Origin of the sequence: Streptomyces sp. E-08, from assembly GCF_049913095.1 — a bacterium.
GTDB lineage: Bacteria > Actinomycetota > Actinomycetes > Streptomycetales > Streptomycetaceae > Streptomyces.
Window position 1 is genome coordinate 683206 of record NZ_CP183971.1, and the last position, 21675, is coordinate 704880.

The 21675-nt window shown below is 72.7% G+C and carries 10 protein-coding genes; 2 read left to right on the top strand and 8 right to left on the bottom strand.

Annotation, left to right across the window (positions count from 1 at the left end; translation table 11 throughout):
- Window positions 1-4: 4 nt before the first annotated feature.
- The 5 genes from ACN9MM_RS03370 to ACN9MM_RS03390 all read right to left on the bottom strand — a co-directional run bounded on the left by ACN9MM_RS03370 (window position 5) and on the right by ACN9MM_RS03390 (window position 15084).
- Window positions 5-1954, bottom strand: a complete 1950-nt coding sequence (locus ACN9MM_RS03370) for an amino acid adenylation domain-containing protein (protein ID WP_426362201.1) — start codon at window positions 1952-1954, stop codon at window positions 5-7.
- A gap of 8 nt (window positions 1955-1962) precedes the next feature.
- Window positions 1963-2997 (bottom strand): TauD/TfdA family dioxygenase, encoded by a 1035-nt coding sequence (locus ACN9MM_RS03375; protein ID WP_426362202.1) that lies wholly within the window; start codon window positions 2995-2997, stop codon window positions 1963-1965.
- A gap of 47 nt (window positions 2998-3044) precedes the next feature.
- Complete coding sequence (locus ACN9MM_RS03380) at window positions 3045-3830, bottom strand: thioesterase II family protein (protein WP_426362203.1); 786 nt, start codon at window positions 3828-3830, stop codon at window positions 3045-3047.
- Complete coding sequence (locus ACN9MM_RS03385; RefSeq protein ID WP_426362204.1) at window positions 3827-13384, bottom strand: amino acid adenylation domain-containing protein; 9558 nt, start codon at window positions 13382-13384, stop codon at window positions 3827-3829. The genes ACN9MM_RS03380 and ACN9MM_RS03385 overlap by 4 nt, the downstream gene beginning before the upstream one ends.
- A gap of 356 nt (window positions 13385-13740) precedes the next feature.
- Complete coding sequence (locus ACN9MM_RS03390; RefSeq protein ID WP_426362205.1) at window positions 13741-15084, bottom strand: helix-turn-helix domain-containing protein; 1344 nt, start codon at window positions 15082-15084, stop codon at window positions 13741-13743.
- Window positions 15085-15410: 326 nt separating this feature from the next.
- On the opposite strand from ACN9MM_RS03390, the gene ACN9MM_RS03395 reads away from it, so the two are divergent.
- Window positions 15411-15674 carry a hypothetical protein gene (locus ACN9MM_RS03395; RefSeq protein ID WP_426362206.1) on the top strand — a complete coding sequence of 88 codons (264 nt, stop codon included), beginning with the start codon at window positions 15411-15413 and terminating at the stop codon, window positions 15672-15674.
- A 65-nt stretch (window positions 15675-15739) separates the two neighbouring features.
- Here the strand turns inward: ACN9MM_RS03395 and ACN9MM_RS03400 are convergent, their stop codons facing one another.
- A complete protein-coding gene (locus tag ACN9MM_RS03400) occupies window positions 15740-18766 on the bottom strand; it encodes an AfsR/SARP family transcriptional regulator (RefSeq protein WP_426368660.1) in 3027 nt (1008 codons plus the stop codon).
- Between the two features lie 215 nt (window positions 18767-18981).
- Between ACN9MM_RS03400 and ACN9MM_RS03405 the strand changes: the two genes are divergently transcribed.
- A complete protein-coding gene (locus ACN9MM_RS03405; protein WP_382866414.1) occupies window positions 18982-19380 on the top strand; it encodes a nuclear transport factor 2 family protein in 399 nt (132 codons plus the stop codon).
- 60 nt (window positions 19381-19440) lie between these two features.
- On the opposite strand, the gene ACN9MM_RS03410 is transcribed toward ACN9MM_RS03405, so the two are convergent.
- Both ACN9MM_RS03410 and ACN9MM_RS03415 read right to left on the bottom strand, forming a co-directional pair.
- Complete coding sequence (locus ACN9MM_RS03410; RefSeq protein ID WP_426362207.1) at window positions 19441-20949, bottom strand: right-handed parallel beta-helix repeat-containing protein; 1509 nt, start codon at window positions 20947-20949, stop codon at window positions 19441-19443.
- 196 nt (window positions 20950-21145) lie between these two features.
- Entirely contained in the window at window positions 21146-21553 is a 408-nt protein-coding gene (locus ACN9MM_RS03415; RefSeq protein ID WP_426362208.1) for a hypothetical protein, read from the bottom strand.
- Between the last annotated feature and the right edge of the window lie 122 nt (window positions 21554-21675).

The window sequence follows — 21675 nt, forward strand, 5'->3', positions numbered from 1 at the left end:
GCGGTCAGGCATCCCGTGCGGCCAGCAGCTCCTCGATGTGGGCGGCGAGGTCGCGCAGGCGCGGGTGGGCGTACACGGCCTTGACCGGGAGGGCCACGGACAGCTCGGCCCGTACGCGGGAGACGAGCTTGATCGCCAGCAGGGAGTGGCCGCCGAGCTTGAAGAAGTTGTCGTCGGGGCCGATCGAGGCGGCGCCGAGGACCTGGGTCCAGACGCGGGCGATCAGCTCCTCCGCACGGCCGTCGAGGCCGCCGGTGCCCTCGGCGCCGTTCGTCCGCGGCTCCGTCTCCGCCGGCGCCGCGACCCGGGTGGGCAGTGCGGACCGGTCGAGCTTGCCGCTGGGGGTGGTGGCGAAGCGGTCCACGGCGACGTACGCGCCGGGCACCATGTAGGCGGGCAGGCCGGCCGAGAGCGCGGCGCGCAGGGCGGCGGCGTCCCCGCCCCGGTGGTAGGCGATCAGGGAGGGGGTGCCGGCGGCGTCCTCGCCGAGGATCACGGCCGCCTCGGCGACGCCGTCCACCCGGGTGAGGGCGGCCTCGATCTCCGGGAGTTCGATGCGGTGTCCGCGCAGCTTGACCTGGCCGTCGGCGCGGCCGAGGTAGACGAGCCGGCCGTCGGGCAGCAGGCGGCAGCGGTCGCCGGTGCGGTACATGCGCCCGCCGGGTCCTTCGGCGTCGTCGGCGGTGACGGCGACGTCGGGGACGAAGCGCTCCGCCGTCAGCCCGGGACGGCGGCGGTAGCCGCGGCCGACGCGCGGACCCGCCAGGTACAGCTCACCGGACTCCCCCGGCCCGACGGGCGCGAGCTTCTCGTCGAGCAGGCGCATCCGGAGCCCCGGCAGGACGGCACCGATGTGCGGCTCGCCCGGCCCGTCGATCCAGCCGGCCGTCGCGTCGACCGTGCACTCGGTCGGCCCGTACACGTTGAGCGCGCGGAGCAGGCCGGTCCGGTGGGCGGCCACGAGCCGGTCCCACAGCGCGGGGCTGATCGCCTCGCCGCCGACGAGGAGGGTCAGCGGGCGCGGGCCGCCGTCCTTCGAGAGCAGGTCGAGGAGCGGGTCGGCGTGCGAGGGGGTGATGTCCAGGTCGGTGAGGGCCTGCTCGTCGACGAAGGCGGCGAGCAGGGACGGGTCGCGGCGGGTCTCCTCGTCGATCATGACGAGGGTGTCGCCCCGGCAGAGCCGCGTCCACTGCTGGACGGAGGCGTCGAAGGACGGGGAGGCGTTCCAGCCGACCCGGCGGCCCTCGCCGGTGGCGGCGCCCGCCTCCTCCAGCTCCTTCAGGAGCAGCGAGGCGGAGCCCCGGCCGATCTCCACGCCCTTGGGGCGGCCGGTGGAGCCGGAGGTGTAGATGACGTAGGCGAGCGTGTCTCCGGTGACCGGGACGGGCGTGTACGGGGCGGGGTCGCCGCCCGGGGTGGCCGTCAGCTCGGCGACCGTCACGGCGCGGGCGCCGCCGGCCGGGGAGCCGTCGGTGTCGCCCGTGCCGTCCACGACGACCAGGTCGGCACCGGAGTCCTCGACGAGGTAGCGGCGGCGGTCGGCGGGCAGCGCCGGGTCGACCGGCAGGTAGGCGGCGCCGGCGGTGAGCGTGCCGATGATGGCGGTGACCAGGGCCGCGCCCCGGGGCAGGCACAGCGCGACGATGCTCTCCGGGCCGACACCGAGGGCGCCGAGCCGGGCGGCGAACACGGCGGCCTCGGCACGCAGCTCGTCGAAGGTGAGGCGGTCGCCGCCGGAGACCACGGCGGTACGGCCCCCGGGGGCGGTGGCGAGGCGGGCGAGCAGGTCGGCCGCACCGGTACCCGCGGCGGCGCACGGAGCGCAGGCGCAGGGCTCCGTGACGGAGGAGACGGAAGTGACGGAAGGGACGAAGGAGGCGGAGGAGGCCTCGGAGGCGGAGGAGGCCGGGGCGGCCGTAGCGGAGGCGGAGCGCTCGGGGAGGACGGCGGTCATGGCGGGGCTCACCTTCCGTACAGGGTGGTGGAGGGGGCGGTGGTCGGGGAGCAGTCGGACAGCCGTACCGGCTCGCCCATGGCGACGACGATCTTCCGGTCTCCGGAGTACGACTCCCGGCCGTGCGCGCAGAGGATGTTGTCGACGAGCATGAGGTCGCCGGCCTGCCAGCTCTCCCGTACCGTCACCGACTGGTAGACGTCGTTGATCGCGTCCACCTCGGCGTCGGTGAGGGCGGTGCCGTCGCCCAGGCGGGTGTCGAAGGGCAGACCGTCCGCGCCGAACGTGTCGGTGAGGACCTCGCGGACGTCCTCGTCGAGGCTGCGGGCGTTCCAGAACGCGAAGTGGTTGAACCACGAGCGCTCACCGGTCACCGGGTGGGTGATGATCGCGGAGCGGCGCTGGCGGGTGCGCAGCGTGTCCTCGTCGAGCCACTCGTAGCCGATGGCGTTGGCGTCGCAGTACTCCTCCGCGCCGGCCGGCTCGTCCGACGAGAACGCCTTGCGCCAGGGCATGCCCGCCAGGTCGGAGTAGTTGCGGACCAGCAGCCAGCCGGCCTCGGCGAACCGGTCGGCCAGGTCCCGCGGCAGCATCGCGAGGGCCTTGCGCATGTCGCCGACGGTGGTCGCACCGCCGGTCTCGGGGGCGGTGACGCAGCCGAAGAGCAGGACGCCGGGAAAGTCGAGGGTGTAGCTGTTCTCGTTGTGCAGGCGGATCGCCTGAGCGGCCGGGAGGTCCGTGGAGGAGAAGACTCCCTCGCCGAAGTCGCTGCGGGGCGTTGCCTTCTCCTTGTAGCCCGCGCGCTGGGCGATCAGGGCGTCCCGGGCCTCGGCGAACGTGTCGGTGTCCGTGACCGGGAGGCCGCGCAGCATGACGGCGCCGGAGCGGTGCAGCTCGGCCTGGATGGCGGGGAGCTGGGCGGACAGCCAGGCGGTGGCCTCGGCCATGGTGTCGAACGCGGGGGTGTGGACGATCGCCGGCTTGCCGGGCTCCCGGACGACGGCGATGCCGGTGGTGGCCGGGTTCTGGGCGTACGTGGTCATGGCGGGTTCCTCGTGATCCCTAGGAGAGCAGGTCGGTTGACGGGTGATCAGGCGTTGCTGGGGGCGGTGGCGTGCAGCGTCTCCAGGACCGGGTTCAGGCGGGCGAAGAAGCCCGGCAGGTCCTGCTGGAAGTAGAAGTGGTCGCCGGCCAGCACCTCGGGCACGACCGGGTGTCCGGCCACCAGGGACCAGCCGTCGAGCATGTCGGCCGGGACGATCGGGTCGGCGTCCCCGCCGAACACCGCGACCGGGCAGTCGAGCCGTACGTCCGGGGCGGTGCAGCGGTAGGCGTCGTCGATGGCGAAGTCGGCACGGATGGACGGCAGGACGATCTCGCGGAGCTCCTCGTCGTCGAGGATGCCGTCGTCCGTGCCGCCGCGCTCCTTGATGGCCGCGACCAGCTCGTCGTCGTCGAGCCGCTCCGGGTGCACGGGGCACTGGTTGGGCAGCACCGGCGCCCGGCAGGCGGAGGCGATCAGGCCCCGCGGGGTGCGACCGACGGCCTGCAACGCGCGGGTCACCTCGAAGGCGACCAGGGAGCCCATGCTGTGACCGAGCACCACCAGGGCTCCGGTGTCCGCGGGGAGCGCGTCGACGACGGGCAGCGCCAGGTCGTCGACGGACTCGGGCAGGTCCTCGCTGAAGCGGGCGCCCCGGCCCGGGTACTGGCCGATGAGCAGCCGCACGTCGGCCGGGAGGTGCTCGCGCCAGACGCTGTACGCGTGCGCGTTGCCTCCGGCGTGCGGGAGCACGAGCAGCGACAGACGGTGCGGCCGGTCGCCGGGCAGGTCCCAGACGACGTCCTCGGGGGCGGGGGTCGGGGAGAAGGTCATGAGCTGATCCGTTCGGTCGTGGTCGCGGACGTGGTCGTGGTCGTGGTCGTGCTGGTGGTCGCGCTCTTGGTCGCGTCGGTGCGGCGGCGGAGGGCGGGACGGGCCTTCCTCGCCGGCGCGGCCTTCAGGGACGCGATGTGCTCGGCGAGCCGGGCGGGGGTGGGGTGCTGGAAGACGTCGCGGATGGTGAGCCGGACGTCGAGGGCACCGGCGATGTGGTTGGTGAGGCGGGCGCCCAGGAGGGAGTGGCCGCCGTGGTGGAAGAAGTCGTCGTCGATGGTGAGGTCGGCGGAGGTGTCGAGCGTGCGGGCGAAGAGGGCGAGGAGGGTCTCCTCCAGCGGGGTGCGCGGGGCGCGGCCGGCGGAGGCGACGGGTCCCGGCTCGGGCAGGGCGCGCTTGTCGACCTTGCCGTTGGGGGTCAGCGGCAGCCGCTCCAGGACGAGGAGGTGCGTCGGGACGAGGTGGTCGGGCAGCCGGTCCGCCACGTGCCGCCGGATCTCCTGGGGGTCCGTCGGCCGGCCGGTGACGACGTGGGCGACGAGCTGTTCGTGGTGGACGGTGACGACGGCCTGGGTGACGGCCGGGTGCGTCAGGAGCGCGGCCTCGGTCTCCCCGGGCTCGACCCGGAATCCCCGGATCTTGATCTGGTCGTCCGCCCGGCCGTCGTAGTGGAGATGACCGTGCCGGTCGAAGTGGGCGAGGTCCCCGGTCCGGTAGAGACGCCTGCCCACGGGGCCGAGGGGATTCGGTACGAAGCGGGTGGCGGTCAGGTCGGACCGGCCCAGGTAGCCGTGGGCGAGGCCCTCGCCCGCCAGGTACAGCTCACCGGTCACACCCGGCGCGCACAGCTTCAGACGGCCGTCCAGGACATAGGCGGCCTTGTTCACCAGCGGCGCGCCGATCGGGACGAGCACGTGCGGCTCATCGCCGGGCTCGATCGGATGCGTCGTGGTGAAGCCCATGGACTCCGCGGGACCATAGCCGTTGACGACCCTGATCCCCGGCTTCAGCTCCTGGAGCTTGTGCACGTGCGCCGGAGAGGCCGCCTCACCTCCCGTGAAAGCGACGGTGACCGTCTCGAACGCCTCCGGGTGCTCGTCGACCAGGAAGTTGAACAGGCTCGCCGACAGCTGAAGCATCGTCACCCCGTGCTTACGGGACAACTCACCGATCAGCACCGGCTCCGGCCGCTGCCCCGGCTGCAACACCGTCGACCCGCCATGCAGCAACGCACCCCAGAACTCCAGGCTGAACGCGTCCCACGACACCGGCGAGCACTGCAGAAACACCTCACCCGGACCGAACAAGCCATAGGACTGCCCGCTCACCGTCGACACCAGATTCCGGTGCGACGACAGAATCGCCTTCGGCCGACCCGTCGAACCCGACGTGAACATCAGGCAGGCGGAGTCGTCGGGGCCGAGCGGCAGACCGAGGTTGCCGGGGTTGCGGGAGAGGAGTTCGCCGGGGGCCTCGGTGTGGGTCTGCCACGGTCCCCCGACGCGCTCCGCGAGGGCAGGCGCGGTCACGAGGTGGCTGATGCCGGCGTCGGTGGCCGCCGAACGCAGCCGCTCGTCCGGGAACTCCGGGTCCAGGAGCGTGTACGACGCCCCCGCCTTGACCACGGCGATCACCGCCGCCGCGAACTCCGCCCCGCGGTCGAGCAGCACACCCGCCATGTCCCCACGGCCCAGGCCGTGGGCCCGCAGGTGGTGGGCCCACCGGTTGGCGGCGGCGTTGAGCTCCGCGTACGACACCTCGCGGTCACCGTCGACCAGGGCCGTCGCCTCCGGCCGACGGGCCACCTGCTCCTCGAACCGCTCGACGAGGGAGGCGTCACCGACCTCGGCGACGGTCCCCGCCCACGAGCCGGTCAGGAGCTCACGCTCCGCGCCGGACAGCACCTCCAGGGCCGAGAGCGGCAGGCCGGGATCGTCGAGCACCTGGGAGAGCACCTGGCCGAGGACCTCCGCCATGCGCCGTACCGTGTCCTCGTCGAACAGCTCGGACGCGAAGAGGATCGCGCCGTGCAGCCGCCGGCCGTCGTCGGAGCGGAGCAGGAATTCGAGGTCGAACTTCGCCGCACCGTTCCCGAGGCCGGAGATCTCGGCACGGACTCCCGGCAGGTCGAGCCGCGGTGCACCGCCCACTTCGAGACCGAGGCAGATCTGGAAGAGGGGGTGGCGCGAGAGGCTCCGGGTCGGGTTGACCGCTTCGAGGACGAGGTCGAAGGGCGCCTCCTGATGGGCGAAGGCATCCAGATCCGCCGTACGGACCCGGCGCAGCAGGTCACGGAAGCTCGGGTCACCCGCACTGCTGGTCCGCAGCACCAGCGTGTTCACGAAGAACCCGACCAGATCCTGCAACGACCGCTCACCCCGACCCGCCACCGGCGTACCGATCGCCAGATCGGACCCCGCACCCAGCCTCCCCAGCGCCGCGACCAGAGCCGCGTGCACCACCATGAACGGCGTGCACCCCTCCGAGCGGGCCAGAACCGCGAGCCGCTCGAACAGGTCGACACCGAGGTCGAGTTCGACCTGACCGCCCTGGTGGGAAGCCCTGGCCGGCCTCGGACGGTCCAGATTCAGCCCGTGCTGCTCCGGCAGCCCCGCCAGCGCGCCCCGCCAGAAGTCCAGCTCCCGGCCCAGCAGGCTCCCGGGATCGTCCGCCGAGCCCAGTACGCGCCTCTGCCAGGCCGCGTAGTCCGCGTACTGCACAGCCAGAGGCTGAAGCTCACTGTGCTCCGCCCCGGCGACCCGGGCCTCGTACGCCTTCTGTAGATCCGCGAAGAACACACCGTTGGACAGACCGTCCGTCGCGATGTGATGCACCACCAGCGACAGCACGACCACGCCGTCACCCAGCTCGAACACCACGGCCCGCAGCGGGAGTTCCGCCGCCAGGTCGAAGACGCGTCCGGCGAGCCGCTCCAGCTCCGCGGGGACGTCGGAGGCGGTGGCACGGCGGCGCTCCACCGTCACCCGGGCCTGCTCGGGCGGCAGGACCCGCTGGCGCGGCTCGCCCTCCACCGCCTCGAACACGGTCCGGAGGGGAGCATGTCGCTCCACGACATCGCTCAGCGCCGACTCCAGCGCCCCGAGGTCCAGGCCGCCCTCGCACCGCACCACCAGGGGCACGTTGTAGGCCGCGCTGTCCTCCTCCAGCTGGGCAAGGAGCCACAGCCGCCGCTGCGCGAACGACGCCGGGGCCGGCTCCCCCGCCCCTTCGCCCGGGACGAGCGGCGGAAGCGCCTCGCCCTTCCCCGCGGCGACCAGCTCGGCGAGCCCCGCGACCGTGGGGCGCTGGAACACGTCCCGGATCGTCAGCCGTGCGCCCAGTGCGTCGGCGATGTGGTTGGTGAGCCGCGCCGCGAGCAGCGAGTGGCCGCCGTGGTGGAAGAAGTCGTCGTCGATGGTGAGGTCGGCGGAGGTGTCGAGCGTGCGGGCGAAGAGGGCGAGGAGTGTCTCCTCCAGCGGGGTGCGCGGGGCACGGCCTGCGCAGGCGACGGGTCCCGGCTCGGGCAGGGCGCGCTTGTCGACCTTGCCGTTGGGGGTCAGCGGCAGCCGCTCCAGGACGAGGACATGGGTGGGAACCAGGTGATCGGGAATCCGGTCGGAGAGGTGTCGACGGATGTCCTCGGGGTCCGTCGGCCGGCCGGTGACGACGTGGGCGACGAGCTGTTCGTGGTGGACGGTGACGACGGCCTGGGTGACGGCCGGGTGCGTCAGGAGCGCGGCCTCGGTCTCCCCGGGCTCGACCCGGAATCCCCGGATCTTGATCTGGTCGTCCGCCCGGCCGTCGTAGTGGAGATGACCGTGCCGGTCGAAGTGCGCCAGGTCCCCCGTCCGGTACAACCGGTCTCCGGCCGCCGCGAAGGGATTCGGTACGAAGCGGGTGGCGGTCAGGTCGGACCGGCCCAGGTAGCCGTGGGCGAGGCCCTCGCCCGCCAGGTACAGCTCACCGGTCACACCCGGCGCGCACAGCTTCAGACGGCCGTCCAGGACATAGGCGGCCTTGTTCACCAGCGGCGCGCCGATCGGGACGAGCACGTGCGGCTCGTCACCCGGCTCGATCGGATGCGTCGTGGTGAAGCCCATGGACTCCGCGGGACCATAGCCGTTGACGACCCTGATCCCCGGCTTCAGCTCCTGGAGCTTGTGCACGTGCGCCGGAGAGGCCGCCTCACCTCCCGTGAAAGCGACGGTGACCGTCTCGAACGCCTCCGGGTGCTCGTCGACCAGGAAGTTGAACAGGCTCGCCGACAGCTGAAGCATCGTCACCCCGTGCTTACGGGACAACTCACCGATCAGCACCGGCTCCGGCCGCTGCCCCGGCTGCAACACCGTCGACCCGCCATGCAGCAACGCACCCCAGAACTCCAGGCTGAACGCGTCCCACGACACCGGCGAGCACTGCAGAAACACCTCACCCGGACCGAACAAGCCATAGGACTGCCCACTCACCGTCGACACCAGATTCCGGTGCGACGACAGAATCGCCTTCGGCCGACCCGTCGAACCCGACGTGAACATCAGGCAGGCCGCATCATCCGCGCTCAGCTCGATGCCGATGTTCTCGCCGCTGAGCTCGGCCAGCTGCCGGGAGGAGCAGGAGGCCGTGTCCCAGGGCCCGGTCAGGCGTGCCGCGAGGCGGGGCTCGCTGACGAGGACGCCGATGCCGGCGTCGGTGGCCGCGGAACGCAGCCGCTCGTCCGGGAACTCCGGGTCCAGGAGCGTGTATCCCGCCCCCGCCTTGACGACCCCGATCACCGCCGCCGCGAACTCCACCCCGCGCTCAAGGAGCACGCCCGCCATGTCACCGCGTCCGAGACCGCGGGACCGCAGGTGGCGGGCCCACCGGTTGGCTGCGGCGTTGAGCTCGGCGTACGTGACCTCGGCGCCGTCGCCGACCAGGGCCACCCGCTCGGGGAACCGCGCGGCCTGCTCCTCGAACCGTTCCACGAGAGTGCTCTCCACGGCGCCTGCCACGGGCCCGGCCCACCGGCCGGTCAGGAGCTCGCGCTCCTCCTCGGAGAGGACCTCCAGTCCCGACAGCCTCAGGTCCGGTGCGGCGAGGACCTGGCCCAGCACGTCGCCGAGGACGGTCGCGATCCGCCGTACCGTGGCCTCGTCGAACAGCTCGGCCGCGAAGAGCACGGTCGCCCGCAGCTCCTTCTCGTCCTCGGAGCGGAGGAAGAACTCCAGGTCGAACTTGGCGGACCCGTTGGAGAACTTCTCCACCGGACCGGTCGGGACTCCGCTCAGCTCGAAGGCGGGGCCGCCGTCGGTCTCCAGTCCGAGGCTGATCTGGAAGAGGGGGTGGCGCGAGAGGCTCCGGGTCGGGTTGACCGCTTCGAGGACGAGGTCGAAGGGCGCCTCCTGATGGGCGAAGGCATCCAGATCCGCCGTACGGACCCGGCGCAGCAGGTCACGGAAGCTCGGGTCACCCGCACTGCTGGTCCGCAGCACCAGCGTGTTCACGAAGAACCCGACCAGATCCTGCAACGACCGCTCACCCCGACCCGCCACCGGCGTACCGATCGCCAGATCGGACCCCGCACCCAGCCTCGCCAGCGCCGCGACCAGAGCCGCGTGCACCACCATGAACGGCGTGCACCCCTCGGCCTTCGCGAACGCGGCCACCCGCTCGAAGAGGTCCGCCCCGAAGCCCACCTCGACCTGACCGCCCCGCTGCGAGGCCCTGGCCGGCCTCGGACGGTCCAGATTCAGCCCGTGCTGCTCCGGCAGCCCCGCCAGCGCGCCCCGCCAGTAGCTCAGCTCCCGGCCCAGCAGGCTCCCGGGATCGTCCGCCGAGCCCAGTACGCGCCTCTGCCAGGCCGCGTAGTCCGCGTACTGCACAGCCAGAGGCTGAAGCTCACTGCGCTCCGCCCCGGCGACCCGGGCCTCGTACGCCTTCTGTAGATCCGCGAAGAACACACCGTTGGACAGACCGTCCGTCGCGATGTGATGCACCACCAGTGACAGCACCACCGCACCGTCGCCCAGCTCGAACACCACGGCCCGCAGGGGGAGTTCCGCCGCCAGGTCGAAGACGCGCCCCGCCTCGACGGCCAACTCCACTGCCAGTGCCGCCGCTTCGATCCGGCGCCAGTCCACCGACACCCTGGCCCGCTCGGGCGACAGGACCCGCTGGCGCGGCTCGCCCTCCACCGCCTCGAACACGGTCCGGAGGGGAGCATGTCGCTCCACGACATCGCTCAGCGCCGACTCCAGCGCCGTCCGGTCCGGTGCGGCCTCCAGGCGTACGGCCATCGGAACGTTGTAGGCCGCGCTGTCCCCCTCCAGCTGGGCGAGCAGCCACAGCCGCCGCTGGGCGAACGACGCCGGGGCGTCCTCCCCGGCCCCCTCCCCGGCGAGGGGCGGCGGAACGGCCCGTACGCCGTCCCGCTCGCCGAGAAGCTCCGCGAGCCCCGCCACCGTCGGACGGCCGAACACGTCCCGGATCGTCAGCCTCACGCCGAACGCGTCGGCGATGTGGTTCGTGAGCCGCGCCGCGAGGAGCGAGTGCCCGCCGAGGGCGAAGAAGCTGTCGTCGATGCCGACCGGGTCGGCCGTCTCCAGGGTTCGGCCGAACAGCGCGGCCAGGATCTCCTCGGTCTCGTCGCGCGGGGCGCGGTCCGTTCCCAGGGCCTTCGCCGGCACTGGGAGCGCCCGCTTGTCGATCTTTCCGTTCGGCGTGACGGGAAGGCGGTCGAGCAGGGTCAGGTACGTGGGGACGAGGTGCTCCGGCAGCCGGTCGGCGACGTGCCGGCGGATCCCGTCGGGGTCCGCGGCGGCGGTGTCGTCCTCGGTCAGGACGACGTACGCGGCCAGCCGCTTCTCGTGGACGGTGACGACGGCCCGGGTGACGGCGGGGTGGGTCAGGAGGGCGGCCTCGGTCTCTCCGGGCTCGATGCGGAAGCCCCGGATCTTGACCTGGTCGTCCGCCCGTCCCTCGTACAGGAGGCGTCCTTCCCGGTCGAAGCGGGCGAGGTCGCCGGTGCGGTACAGGCGTCCGCCCGCCGGGCCGAAGGGATCCGGCACGAACCGGGTGGCGGTCAGATCGGGGCGGCCCAGGTAGCCGTGCGCGAGGCCCTCGCCCGCCACGTACAGCTCGCCGGTCACTCCGGGCGGGCACAGGTTCAGCGTGGCGTCGAGGACGTAGGCCGGCTTGTTGACCAGCGGGGTGCCGATCGGGATGACCGTGTGCGGTTCCTCGCCGGCCTCGACGGTGTGGGTGGTCGCGTAGATCATGACCTCGGCGGGTCCGTAGCCGTTGAGGACGGCGATGCCGGGCCTGAGCCGCTGGAGCTTGTGGACGTGCGCCGGGGAGGCGGCCTCGCCCACCGTGAAGGCGGTGGTGACCGTCTCGAAGGCCTCGGGGTGTTCGTCGGTGAGGTAGTTGAAGAGGGTGGCGGAGAGCAGGAGCGTGGTGACGCGGTGCCGGCGCGCCAGCTCGGTCACGAGGGCCGGTTCCGGCTTCTGCCCCGGCTGGAGGACCGCCGTGCCGCCGTGCAGGAGGGCGCCCCAGAACTCCAGGCTGAACGCGTCCCAGGACACCGGCGAGCACTGGAGGTAGACCTGCTCCGGGCCGGCCGGGAGGTAGGGCTGGCCGATCAGGGTCGACACCAGGTTGCGGTGGGAGGACAGGATGGCCTTCGGCCGGCCCGTCGAGCCGGAGGTGAACATCAGGCAGGCGGGGTCGTCGGGGCCCAGCGGCAGCCCCAGGTTGCCGGGGTTGCGGGACAGGAGCTCTCCCGGGGCCTCGGTGTGGGTCTCCCAGGGGCCGTCGACGCGCTCGGCGAGTACCGGGCGGGTGACGAGGTGGCTGATGCCGGCGTCGGTCGCGGCCGAGCGCAGCCGGTCGTCGGGGAAGTCCGGGTCGAGGAGGACGTGGGCGGCGCCGGTCTTGAGGACGGCGAGCAGGGCGGTGGCGAAGCGGGTTCCGCGCTCGAAGAGCACGCCGGCCATGTCGCCGCGCCCGAGGCCGCGGGAGCGAAGGTGGCGGGCCCAGCGGTTGGCTGCGGCGTTGAGTTCGGCGTACGTGACCTCGCCGGCGTCGTCGATGAGCGCGATCCCGTCGGGGTACCGCGCGGCCTGCTCCTCGAACCGCTCCACGAGCGTGGTCTCCACCGGGTCCGCCACCGGACCGGACCAACTGCCGGTCAGGAGCTCGCGTTCCGCCCGGGACAGCACGTCGAGGTCGGCGACCCGGTGCTCGGCCGGCCGTTCGGCGGCGAGGACGGTGGTGAGGAAGGCGGCGAAACGGTCCTGGTGGTCGGCGACGGCCGTGACGTCGACTCCCTCGACCGGGGTGTCGAAGTCGATGCGCAGGCCGTGGGCGGCGCCCAGGTCGAGCACGGCGACGCTGAGGTCGTCGACCGGGCCGTTGCTGACGTTGTGGTTGACCGTCGGGTGGCCGCAGACGGTGAGCTCCGCGTGGAAGCCCATGATGTTGAGGACGGGTGCGGCCAGCCTGCGGGCTCCGTCGATGACACCGGCGTCGCGGCACAGGTCCTCGTAGCGGGTCAGCTGGTGGCGCAGGCCGTGCTTGACCTCGGCTCCGACCGAGCGGACCAGGGCGCCGAGCGAGTCCCCGGGGCCGACCCGGAGCCGCAGCGGGACGACGTTCGACGACATGCCGGGGGTGCTGCGGGCCAGCCGGGAGGTGCGGCCGGTGACCGGCAGGGCGATCATCAGCTCGGTCTGTCCGGTGACGCGGTGCAGGTAGGCGGTGAACAGGGCCACGAGGAGGACGGACCAGGAGGCGCGTTCGCCGCGTGCGACCGTGCGGAGCCGGTCGGCGTCCGCCGGGGAGATCCGTACGCTCCGGCGGGCGAAGGGCAGGCCGCCGTGCGCGGCCTGCGCCCGCCCGGTGCCCCGGACGAGACCGGCGGGGGCGTCCGGTGCTCCGGAGAGGTGCTCGCGCCAGGCGGCCCGCTCGGCGGCGGCCTCGTCGGAGCGCCGGTACTCCTCGTCCTCGGCGAGCAGTTCGGCCAGGCTCCCGAACGGGGAGGGGCCCCAGGGTTCGCCGGCGACCGCCTGCTCGTACAGTTCGACGAGTCGCGCCAGTGCCATCGACACGCCCACGCCGTCGACGACCAGGTGGTGGAACCCGTAGAAGTAGAAGTACCTCTCCTCGCCCAGTCTGAGCAGGGCGCAGCGGACCGGCGGCTGGTCGGTCAGGTCGAAGGGGGCGGTGATCAGCGCGTCGATCAGGCGCCAGGCCTCGCCTTCGGGGTCGTCCGCGGCGCTGACGTCGGTGTACGGCAGGGTGCGCGTGCCGGCGTCGGGGTCGAGCAGCTGCCAGACCTGCTCTCCGTCGTCCTCGAAGCGGCGGATGCGGAGGAAGTCCGCCTCCTCGACGAGCCGGTGCCAGGCGGCGGCCATCAGCTCCGGGTCCACGGGGCCGTTGATCTCGCGGCACTCGGCGACGTTGTACTTCACGCCGGTGGGGTCGAGGGCGTGTGCCGTCCAGATGTCACGCTGGGCCACCGAGAGCGGCAGCCGGACGGCGGCCGGAGCGGGTGCGACGGGCGTGTCGAACGGCATGAGGGGCTCCTGTGGAAGTCACGGCAGAGGAGGGAGGGACGGGCGAGCGGGCTCGGGCGGGGCAGTCGCCATACAACCCGTGGGCGGCGGTGGCGAGCGGCAGTTGATCCGGCGGTACGCCAGCGGTTCGGCGGCGGGGCGGCAGTCGGGCGGCAACGGTTCCGGCAGTACGGAGCTGCCGCTCGGCGCCGCGGGATCGTGGGTACGGAGCTGCCGCTCGGCACCGTGGAGTTGTAGGTACGGGCTGCCGCCTCAGCGCCGCGCGATCGTGGGTACGGACTGCCGCTCAGCGCCGCGGGAGCGTAGGTACGGGCTGCCGCCTCAGCGCCGCGCGGTCGTGGGTACTGAGCCGCCGCTCAGCGCAGTGGAGTCGTGGTCGCGAGTGCGTCCGCCGCGATCGCCCGCACCACGCCCAGCACGCGGAACGCGGACCGGCCGGCGTCGGTGCTCGACCGGATCACGCCGCTGACCAGCAGGTCTCGGACGGCGCGGCCGCAGTGGGGCAGGGGCATGCCGGTGAGGCGGACGACGTCCTCCAGGACGAACTCGTCCTCGGACGCGGCGCAGAGCGCGGAGATCAGCTGCCGGTGGCCGTCGGGCAGGGCGGTGAGGGTCCGGGCGACGTGTTCGCGGAGGCGGGAGCCGGACCGGCCGTCGGCCAGGTGGTCGAGGAGCGGCGCCGGGTCGGACTCGACGATGCCGCGCAGGGTGGTGAGGTCGCAGACGGTGAGCCAGGACGCGGCGGCGGAGAGGGCGAGCGGGTGTCCGTCGAGCCGGTGGGCGACCCACGCGACGTCGGTGAGGACGCGCTCGTCGGGGACGATGTCGGGGCGGACGTGGCGGAGTCTGCTGAGGAGGAACCGGGCGGCGGGCGCGTCGGGGCGGACGCCGCCGGAGGGGTCCGGTGCCTCCAGCGGGGAGAGGAGGAAGAGGCGTTCGCCGGGGACGTTCCAGGGTGCGTCGGCGGTGACGAGGAGGCGGAGTCCGGGAAGCTCGCGCAGCAGCCGGGTCAGCCGGTGGAAGTCGAGCCGTGCGGGGTCGGCGCCGTCGAGGACGAGGAGCACGGGGCGGTCGCCGAGCGCGCCGGACAGTTCGGGGGCCAGGTCGTCGGCATCCCCTTCGCCGTGCAGGAAGGCGGCGCAGTCGGCCGTCAGGGCCGCGGACCGGTCGTCGCAGGCCGGGAGGGAGTCGGAGACCGCCCCGGGGGCGGTGTGCCAGAGCACGGGGAGGCCGGCGGCGTGCAGCCGGGCCGCCGCCTCCAGGGCCAGTCTCGTCTTGCCGACGCCGCTGAGCCCCACGACGGTGATCAGGCGTTCGGCTCCGGAGCGCAGTTCCTCCGTGAGGACGGTGGCCTCGGCGTCTCTCTCGATCAGCGGGTGGAGGGGTACGGGAGGGGCCGGGCGTTCGGCGGCGAAGTACCGGGCCCCGGCGCCGCCCCGGTGTCCGCGCCGCACGGCGTCCTCCAGGGCCGTGCGGGCCCGGGGGCCCAGGCGGAGACCGTCGGCGATGAGCCGGACCGTGTCGGCTCTCGGGCGCTGGGCCTTGCCCTTCTCCAGGTCGCGGATGGCGCGGACGCTGATGGTGGAGAAGTCGGCCAGCTCCTGCTGGGTGAGGCCGATGCGGAGCCGGTGGCCGCGTATGAGGGTGCCGAGTGCGGCGGTGGCCGTCACGGTGTCCTCGGGGGAGAGACTGGTCGTCATGAGAAGCTCCCGCTCGTCTGGTTGGGGCGGGCCTCCGGGGACGGCCCGGTCGGGCCGCCGACCCGGGGCTGCGCCTCGCCGTCTGCTGGTCCCCATCGTCCGGACACGCCCTATTCGGGGGGCATCCCGTGACTAAGGGCGGGCGGCGGGTGCCGTGATAGCGGTCCCGGTGCCGTGATAGCGGTCGGGGCCCCGTGATAGCGCCGCGGACGGGGCGCCGTTCCGTGATAGCGGGGTGATAAGGCAGCGAGCGGTGTGGTGAATCCGGGTGTTCCTAAGTTGGTGGTCAGAAGGAAACGCCGCACACCACCGAGAGGCTGGACCCCATGTCGAACTCCACCGCCACCGCCCGCAAGGCCCTCCGCGCCGCCTTCACCACCGCGCTGATCGTCATCGCGACCGGCGCCGGGGTCCAGGCAAGCTGGGCCGACGACGCCACGGGCGGCACCACGGGCACGACCGCCGGTCAGACGGCGGGCTGCCCGACCGGTGAGCCGGCCACGACCGGGGGTACGACCACGACCGGTGGCACCACGACGACCGGTGGCACCACCACCCCGTGCAGCAACGACAACAACCCCTGGGACTGAACCCGGCCGGGTTCTGCGCCGGGACTCAGAAGCCGGGGCTCAGAAGCCGGGCTCAGCAGCCGGGCTCAGAAGCCGGTCGCGAGCAGCCTCTCCGCCTCCGCGAGTTCCCGTCCCATCCGCCGCTCGCGGAACACCTCGACCGCGGGGACGAGCAGCTCCCGGGAACGCCCGGGCTCCGCACCGAGCAGACGGGCGAGATCGAGGCGCGCCAGCGCGCCACCGCTAAAATCCATGACGCCCTCCCGCGCGGCCACCGCGCGGTCGAAGAAGTCCCTCGCCCGGTCAGGGCGGCCCATGACGGTGAAGGCGTGCCCCAGATCGCGGAGCAGATGGCCTTCCCCGATCACGTCGCCGGAATCCCGGCAGAGCTCCAGTACCTCCGTGAAGGTCAGGACCGCCAGGTCGCTCCGGCCCTGTTCGAGCAGCAGCTGCCCCACGCGCCGCAGTGTTCTCGCCCGACCGCCCGTGTAGCCGACTCCCTCGTAGATGTCGAGCGCCTCGTCCAACTGGCCCTGCGCCGCCGCGATCTCGCCCTGCCGCATCCGGATGTGCGCGCTCTGGGTGAGGACGATGGCGCGGCCCACCACGTCGCCGGCCCGGTCGAAGTCGGCCAGGGACCTCCGGTACAGCTCCAGGGCCGCGAGGTCGTCGCCGCTCGTGCGGGCGATGAGCGCCATGTCGCGCCGGCACAGCGCCTCGCCCCTCGGCTCATCGAGTGCCTGGAAGACGTCGAGCGCCGAGTTGAGCGCCTGCCGGGCCGTGTCGAACTGGTTGCGGCTCATGTAGAGCGAGCCGAGCGACGCCCGTACTGCGGCCGTGCCCCGCAGGTTCCCCGCCTTGCGGACGGCGGCCAGTGCGCTCAGGTGGGTACGCTCCCACAGGTCGTAGTGGCCGCGCACCTCGAACAGGGTGACGAGCGAGGTCGCGAGGTCCCAGCTGAGGTCGTGGAGGCCGGCTTCGGCGGTGTGCTCGACCATCCCGCAGAGGGAGGCCTGTTCCGCATCGAGCCAGGCGAGCGGGTCGGCGAGGACCTCGTCCGTGTAGGCGGCCGGGGGTTCCCAGCGGGGCGCTTCGCCGTGCAGGACGGTGAAGTCCCCTCCGTACACCGTCCGGTGGGCCTGCTGGGCCAGGTGCATCCAGCCGCCCGCCATCCGGGCGAGGGCCTCCTGCCGGACCTCGGGCGTGTGGTGGGCGGCGAGCTGCTCCCGCGCGTACACGCGGATGATCTCGTGGAAGCGGTACCGGAAGCCGCCGGTGCGCTCCACTCCGGCGACGTCCAGCATCTGCACGTCGACGAGCGGTTCCATGAGGTCGGAGGGGAAGGGGCGGTGGTCGTCGAGCAGCGCCCCCGCCAGCCAGCTCGGCAGGGTCGGTGCCTGCGCCATGCTCAGGAGGCGCAGCAGCCGGCGGTCCTCCGGTGCCAGACCCTCGTACGTCAGCGACAGGCTGGCGCGCATCGTCATCTCGCCGTGGGTGAGCTCGTCGAGCCGGTGGCGCTCGTTGGCGAGCCGCTGCACCATCGACGCGAGCGTCCAGTGCGGGCGTGCCGCGAGCCGGGCGGCGACGATCCGCAGGGCCAGGGGGAGCCGTCCGACCGTGCGGACGAGGGCCTCCGCGGCCACGGCCTCGCCGGCGACCCGCTCGCGTCCGACGATCCGGGAGAGCAGTTCGAGCGCCCGGTCCTCGGCGAGCACGTCGAGTTCGACGCGGTGCGCGCCGGGCAGGGCGGTGAGGCGGGCCCGGCCGGTGACGAGGACGGCGCAGCCGCGGCTGCCGGGCAGCAGCGGCAGGACCTGGCCCTCGCCGGCGGCGTCGTCGAGGACGACCAGGACGCGCCGGGAGGCGAGCCGGGTGCGGTACATCTCGGCCCGCTCGTCGAGGGATTCGGGGATGAGCTGGCCGGGGATGCCGAGGGCGCGCAGGAACCGTCCCAGGACCTCTTCGGGGGTGGCCGGGGTGCTGGTCGTCCCGCGCAGGTCGCAGTAGAGCTGGCCGTCGGGGAAGCCGGTCTCGGAGAGCAGGTGGGCGACGTGCACGGCGAGGGTCGACTTGCCGGTGCCGGGCTTTCCGGTGATGGCGGCGAGCCCGACGGTGGTGCGGCCGGGCCGTCCGGTCAGTGCCTGTTCCAGTGCGGCGATCTGTCCGGCGTCGGACACGAAGTCGGCGACGGCGGCGGGGAGCTGGTGCGGCACGGCATCCTGCCGAACCGATTCTGCTGAGGGGGCGGCCGCCTGGGCGACCGTGTCGGTCTCCTCGTCGTTCTCCGCTCCCGACGGCCGCGCCGGGTGCTCGTCGGCCGTCCTCTCCGTCGGTACGCGGGCAGGCGCGGCTCCGGCGGGTGCCGGGAGCCGGCCGGCGAGGATGGCCGACTCCAGTTCTCTGAGCTCCCTGCTGGGTTCGAGGCCGAGTTCCTCGGCGAGGAACCGCCGTGCGGTGCGGAAGGCCTCCAGGGCCTCGGCCTGCCGCCCCGACCAGTACAGCGCCTGGATCAGCTGGCCGCGCAGCTTCTCCCGCAGGGGGTGTTCGTGGGTGAGGCGCTGAAGTTCGCCGACGAGGCCGTCGTACCGTCCGAGTTCGAGTTCGAGCTGGATGCGGAGTTCGACGGCGGTCAGGCGTTCCTCGTTGAGCTGGCGCGCCTTGTTGGCGAGCGGGCCGCTGTCGAGGCCGGAGAGGCAGTCGCCCTGCCACAGCGTGACGGCGTCCCTCAACAGTGCGACGGCCCGGTCGAGTTCGCCGTTGTCGCGGAACCGGCGGGCCCGTAAGACGAGGTCGGTGAAGAGCGCGGCGTCCACGTTCCCCGGGTCGGTGTGGAGCACGTACCCCGGCGGCCGGGTGGTGATCGAGACCTCGCCGTCCGCGCCGGCGAGCAGCTTCCGCAGCCGCGACACGCAGATCTGCACCTGGGTGCGGGCGGTCTCCGGTGGGTTGTCCTCCCAGATGAGGTCCACCAGGTGGTTGGTGCTGACCACCCGGTTCGTCTCCAGGAGCAGGGCCGCGAGGATGACCTCCTGGCGCCCGGGGGGCAGCCGCAGCGGTCCGTCGGGGCCGTGGACCTGCAGCGGTCCCAGCACCCGGAAGGCGAGGGGCGACATGTCCGGGAGTTCCTGGGATCTGTCCCCGATGTCGTCCGTCACCGATTCCCCCACCAAAGAAACGAGTTGACACGTCAGGTCCGAGTGAGGACAGTCTCCACAACCACCCCCGCCCTGTCCATGCCGTGAAGATCCCGGTCGGAGATAGAGGGGGGATAACGCGGAGTTGGCGGCTCCCCCCAGACTCCTGGCCGAGAGCGAAAGGGGCTCAGCCGTTGAACCGCCAAGAAGACACGAGTACCGGGTTTCCGGGACCGGCCGACCTGGTCACCGCCGCGGGGATCGACCACGTCCGCCTGGTCTACGACTACCTCGACGCCGGCGATCTGGACTCGTGCGCCTCCCTGCTGCACGACGGCGTGGTCCTCGAACTGCCGGGGCTGCCTCCGTTCCGGGGTCGTACGGCGGTCCTGCACACCCACTTCGGGCGCTCCGCGCCGAGGGCGCGTTACGAGATCGACCGGGTGGTGGGCCAGGACCGCACCGTGGTCGCCACGGGGCGCCGCGTGGTCCCGGGCACGGACGGGCAGGACCTGCGTTTCGTCGACGTCTTCACGATCGCCGACGACGGCATGGTCCTCGCGTGTGCCCGGTACCACCACGTGGCGCCGTGAGCGTCGGCCGAGGACGGCCCCCACCCGTCCTCGGCATCCGGCCCTCCGGGGGGCGAAGGGCTACAGCCCCGGACCGTTGTACGCGCCGCGGTGCGGCTTCGTGGTGGCGCTCACCGGGTTCGCCCAGTAGTCGCGGCCTCCGTTGCCGCTGATCACGGAGCCGTTGCCCAGGGCGGGGGACGTGGCGCGCAGCTTGTAGCCGTCGACGGAGTGGATCGTGTCGCCGCCGGTGCCCGGGTTCACGAACTGCGGGTCGCCCGCGATGCCGTTGGCGGTGGGCCGGGGCACGCCCTGGAAGACGTTCCAGAGCCAGGAGATCCCCGCCGCGGTGGGCAGCCGGGAGTCGGTGGTCCCCACCCAGATGTTGTTCTCGACGACGCTCTCGTCGGGGAGCGTGATGCTGAACTTCTTGTCCGTGCAGTAGAGGACGTTGTTGTACATGTGCAGGGCGGAGCGTCCGGCGCTGACGCTGCTCATGCGGCAGTCGTTCTCGGAGATGTTGTAGCGGACGACCTGCTGGGCGCCGCCGATGGTGCCGCACCCGTCACAGTCGAGGAAGAACCCGCCGATGTTGTCGCGGCTGAAGTTGTACTGGATCGTGCAGGTCCCGGTGTTGCCCCAGTCGCAGTCGAAGGCCTGGCTGTCGGCGACCGACATGCGCGTCGTGTCGTACACGGCGTTCTTCTGGATGGTGGGGTTGTGGTCGCCGAGCACCCAGATGCCCGCGAAGTTGCCGCCGGAGAACGGATAGACGCCGTTGCCGACGCCGGAGGCGTTGTTGTACTGGATCATGGGGGCGTCGGCGTAGCTGGCGATGATGCCGTCGCCGCCGACGTCCTCGACGGTGTTGTTCTCGATCAGGACCCCGGTGCCCTTGACGGCCATGGCGCCGACGCGGATCTTGAGGCCGCCGCCGCCCGTGTTGCTGATCCGGTTGTCGTGGACGTGGACGTCGTTGAGGGTCGAGCCGGTGCCGCTCGCGCCCGTGACGATGCCGGCGGACTGGACGAAGTCCTCGGTGGTCGGGCTGTTCTTGTTCGTCTGTCCCGCCACCCGGTCGATGACGAGGTTGCCTATGTCGAAGCCGCGGTGCGCCGTTCCGTCGGTGGCGGAGATGCGCAGGCCGGTGCGACGGGCGAGTGCGGTGGCGGGGTTGGTGAGCTTGAGGTCGCTGATCCGCCAGTGGTCCTGGTCGGTCAGGGAGACCGCGTTCGGGGCGCCGCCGCCGTCGATCACGGGCAGGGCGCCGGTGCCGTACGCGGTCAGGACGACGGGGTCGGCGGCGGTGCCGCTGCCCCGCGGGGCCAGGGCGCCGGTGCAGGTCGTGCCGGAGGCGAAGGCGAGCGTGTCACCGGGGCCGTACGTCTTCCCGTTGGCCTGCGCGATGCTGTTGAACGGCGCGGTCGGGCTGCCGTCGCCGGCGGTCGGCCGTGAGCAGTCCACGTGGGTGACGCTCCCCGCGGCGACGGCGGGGGCGCCGGGGAGGGCGGCGGTGCCGCCGAACGCGAGGACGGCGGCGATGAGCCCGCGGCCCATCATCTGCCGTGCGGGACGAACTCTGTCGGTCATGGCGCAACAACCTTTCTGGCGGTCGGGTGCGGCCAGAAGCTAGGTGCGGCCGGTGATCGAGTCAATGCAATCGTGTCGATTGATCGAATTTCGATCGCCTGATGGGCGATTGGTCGATCTGGGGCAGCGTGCGTTCGGCGCCTGGCCGGGACGGGAAGGGACCCGCCCCTCCCGTCCGCACGCGTGCCGCCGCCGGTCAGAACCCGGCCGCGGCCGGTACGAGGCGGAGCCTGCAGGCGTCGAGGGCGCTGTCGACGTGGGCGCCGAGCCCTGGGTCGGGGGCCAGTACGGACAGGCGGTGCATGGTCAGCATCGCGTCCCAGGCCGAGGTCCTGGCCAGGACCGACGCGCCCCAGGAGACCTCCTCCAGATGGGTCCAGAGGTGGGCGCCGAAGCCCAGGTGAATCGTTCCTGCCCGGGACTCCTCCTCGTCGAGGGCTCGACGCGCGGCCGTCAGGAAGGTCAGGGCGTCCTCGGGACCGAGCGCCGAGACGACGACCCGGAGATGGGAGGCGGTCAGCGACGTGGCCTCGGACCAGTCGGCCGCGTCACCGAAGCGCTCGCACAGGCGTACGTTCAACAGGTGTTCCATGTCAGTGGTCATGCATGCACAGATACGTTTCCGCTGCCCATGGCGCCCGTCACGACACGCGGGAGCCCCCGTCCTCCCCCCGTACGGAGTGATCGCCCGACGTCCTCCGGCGCGTACGGCACGCAGGGCGCCGC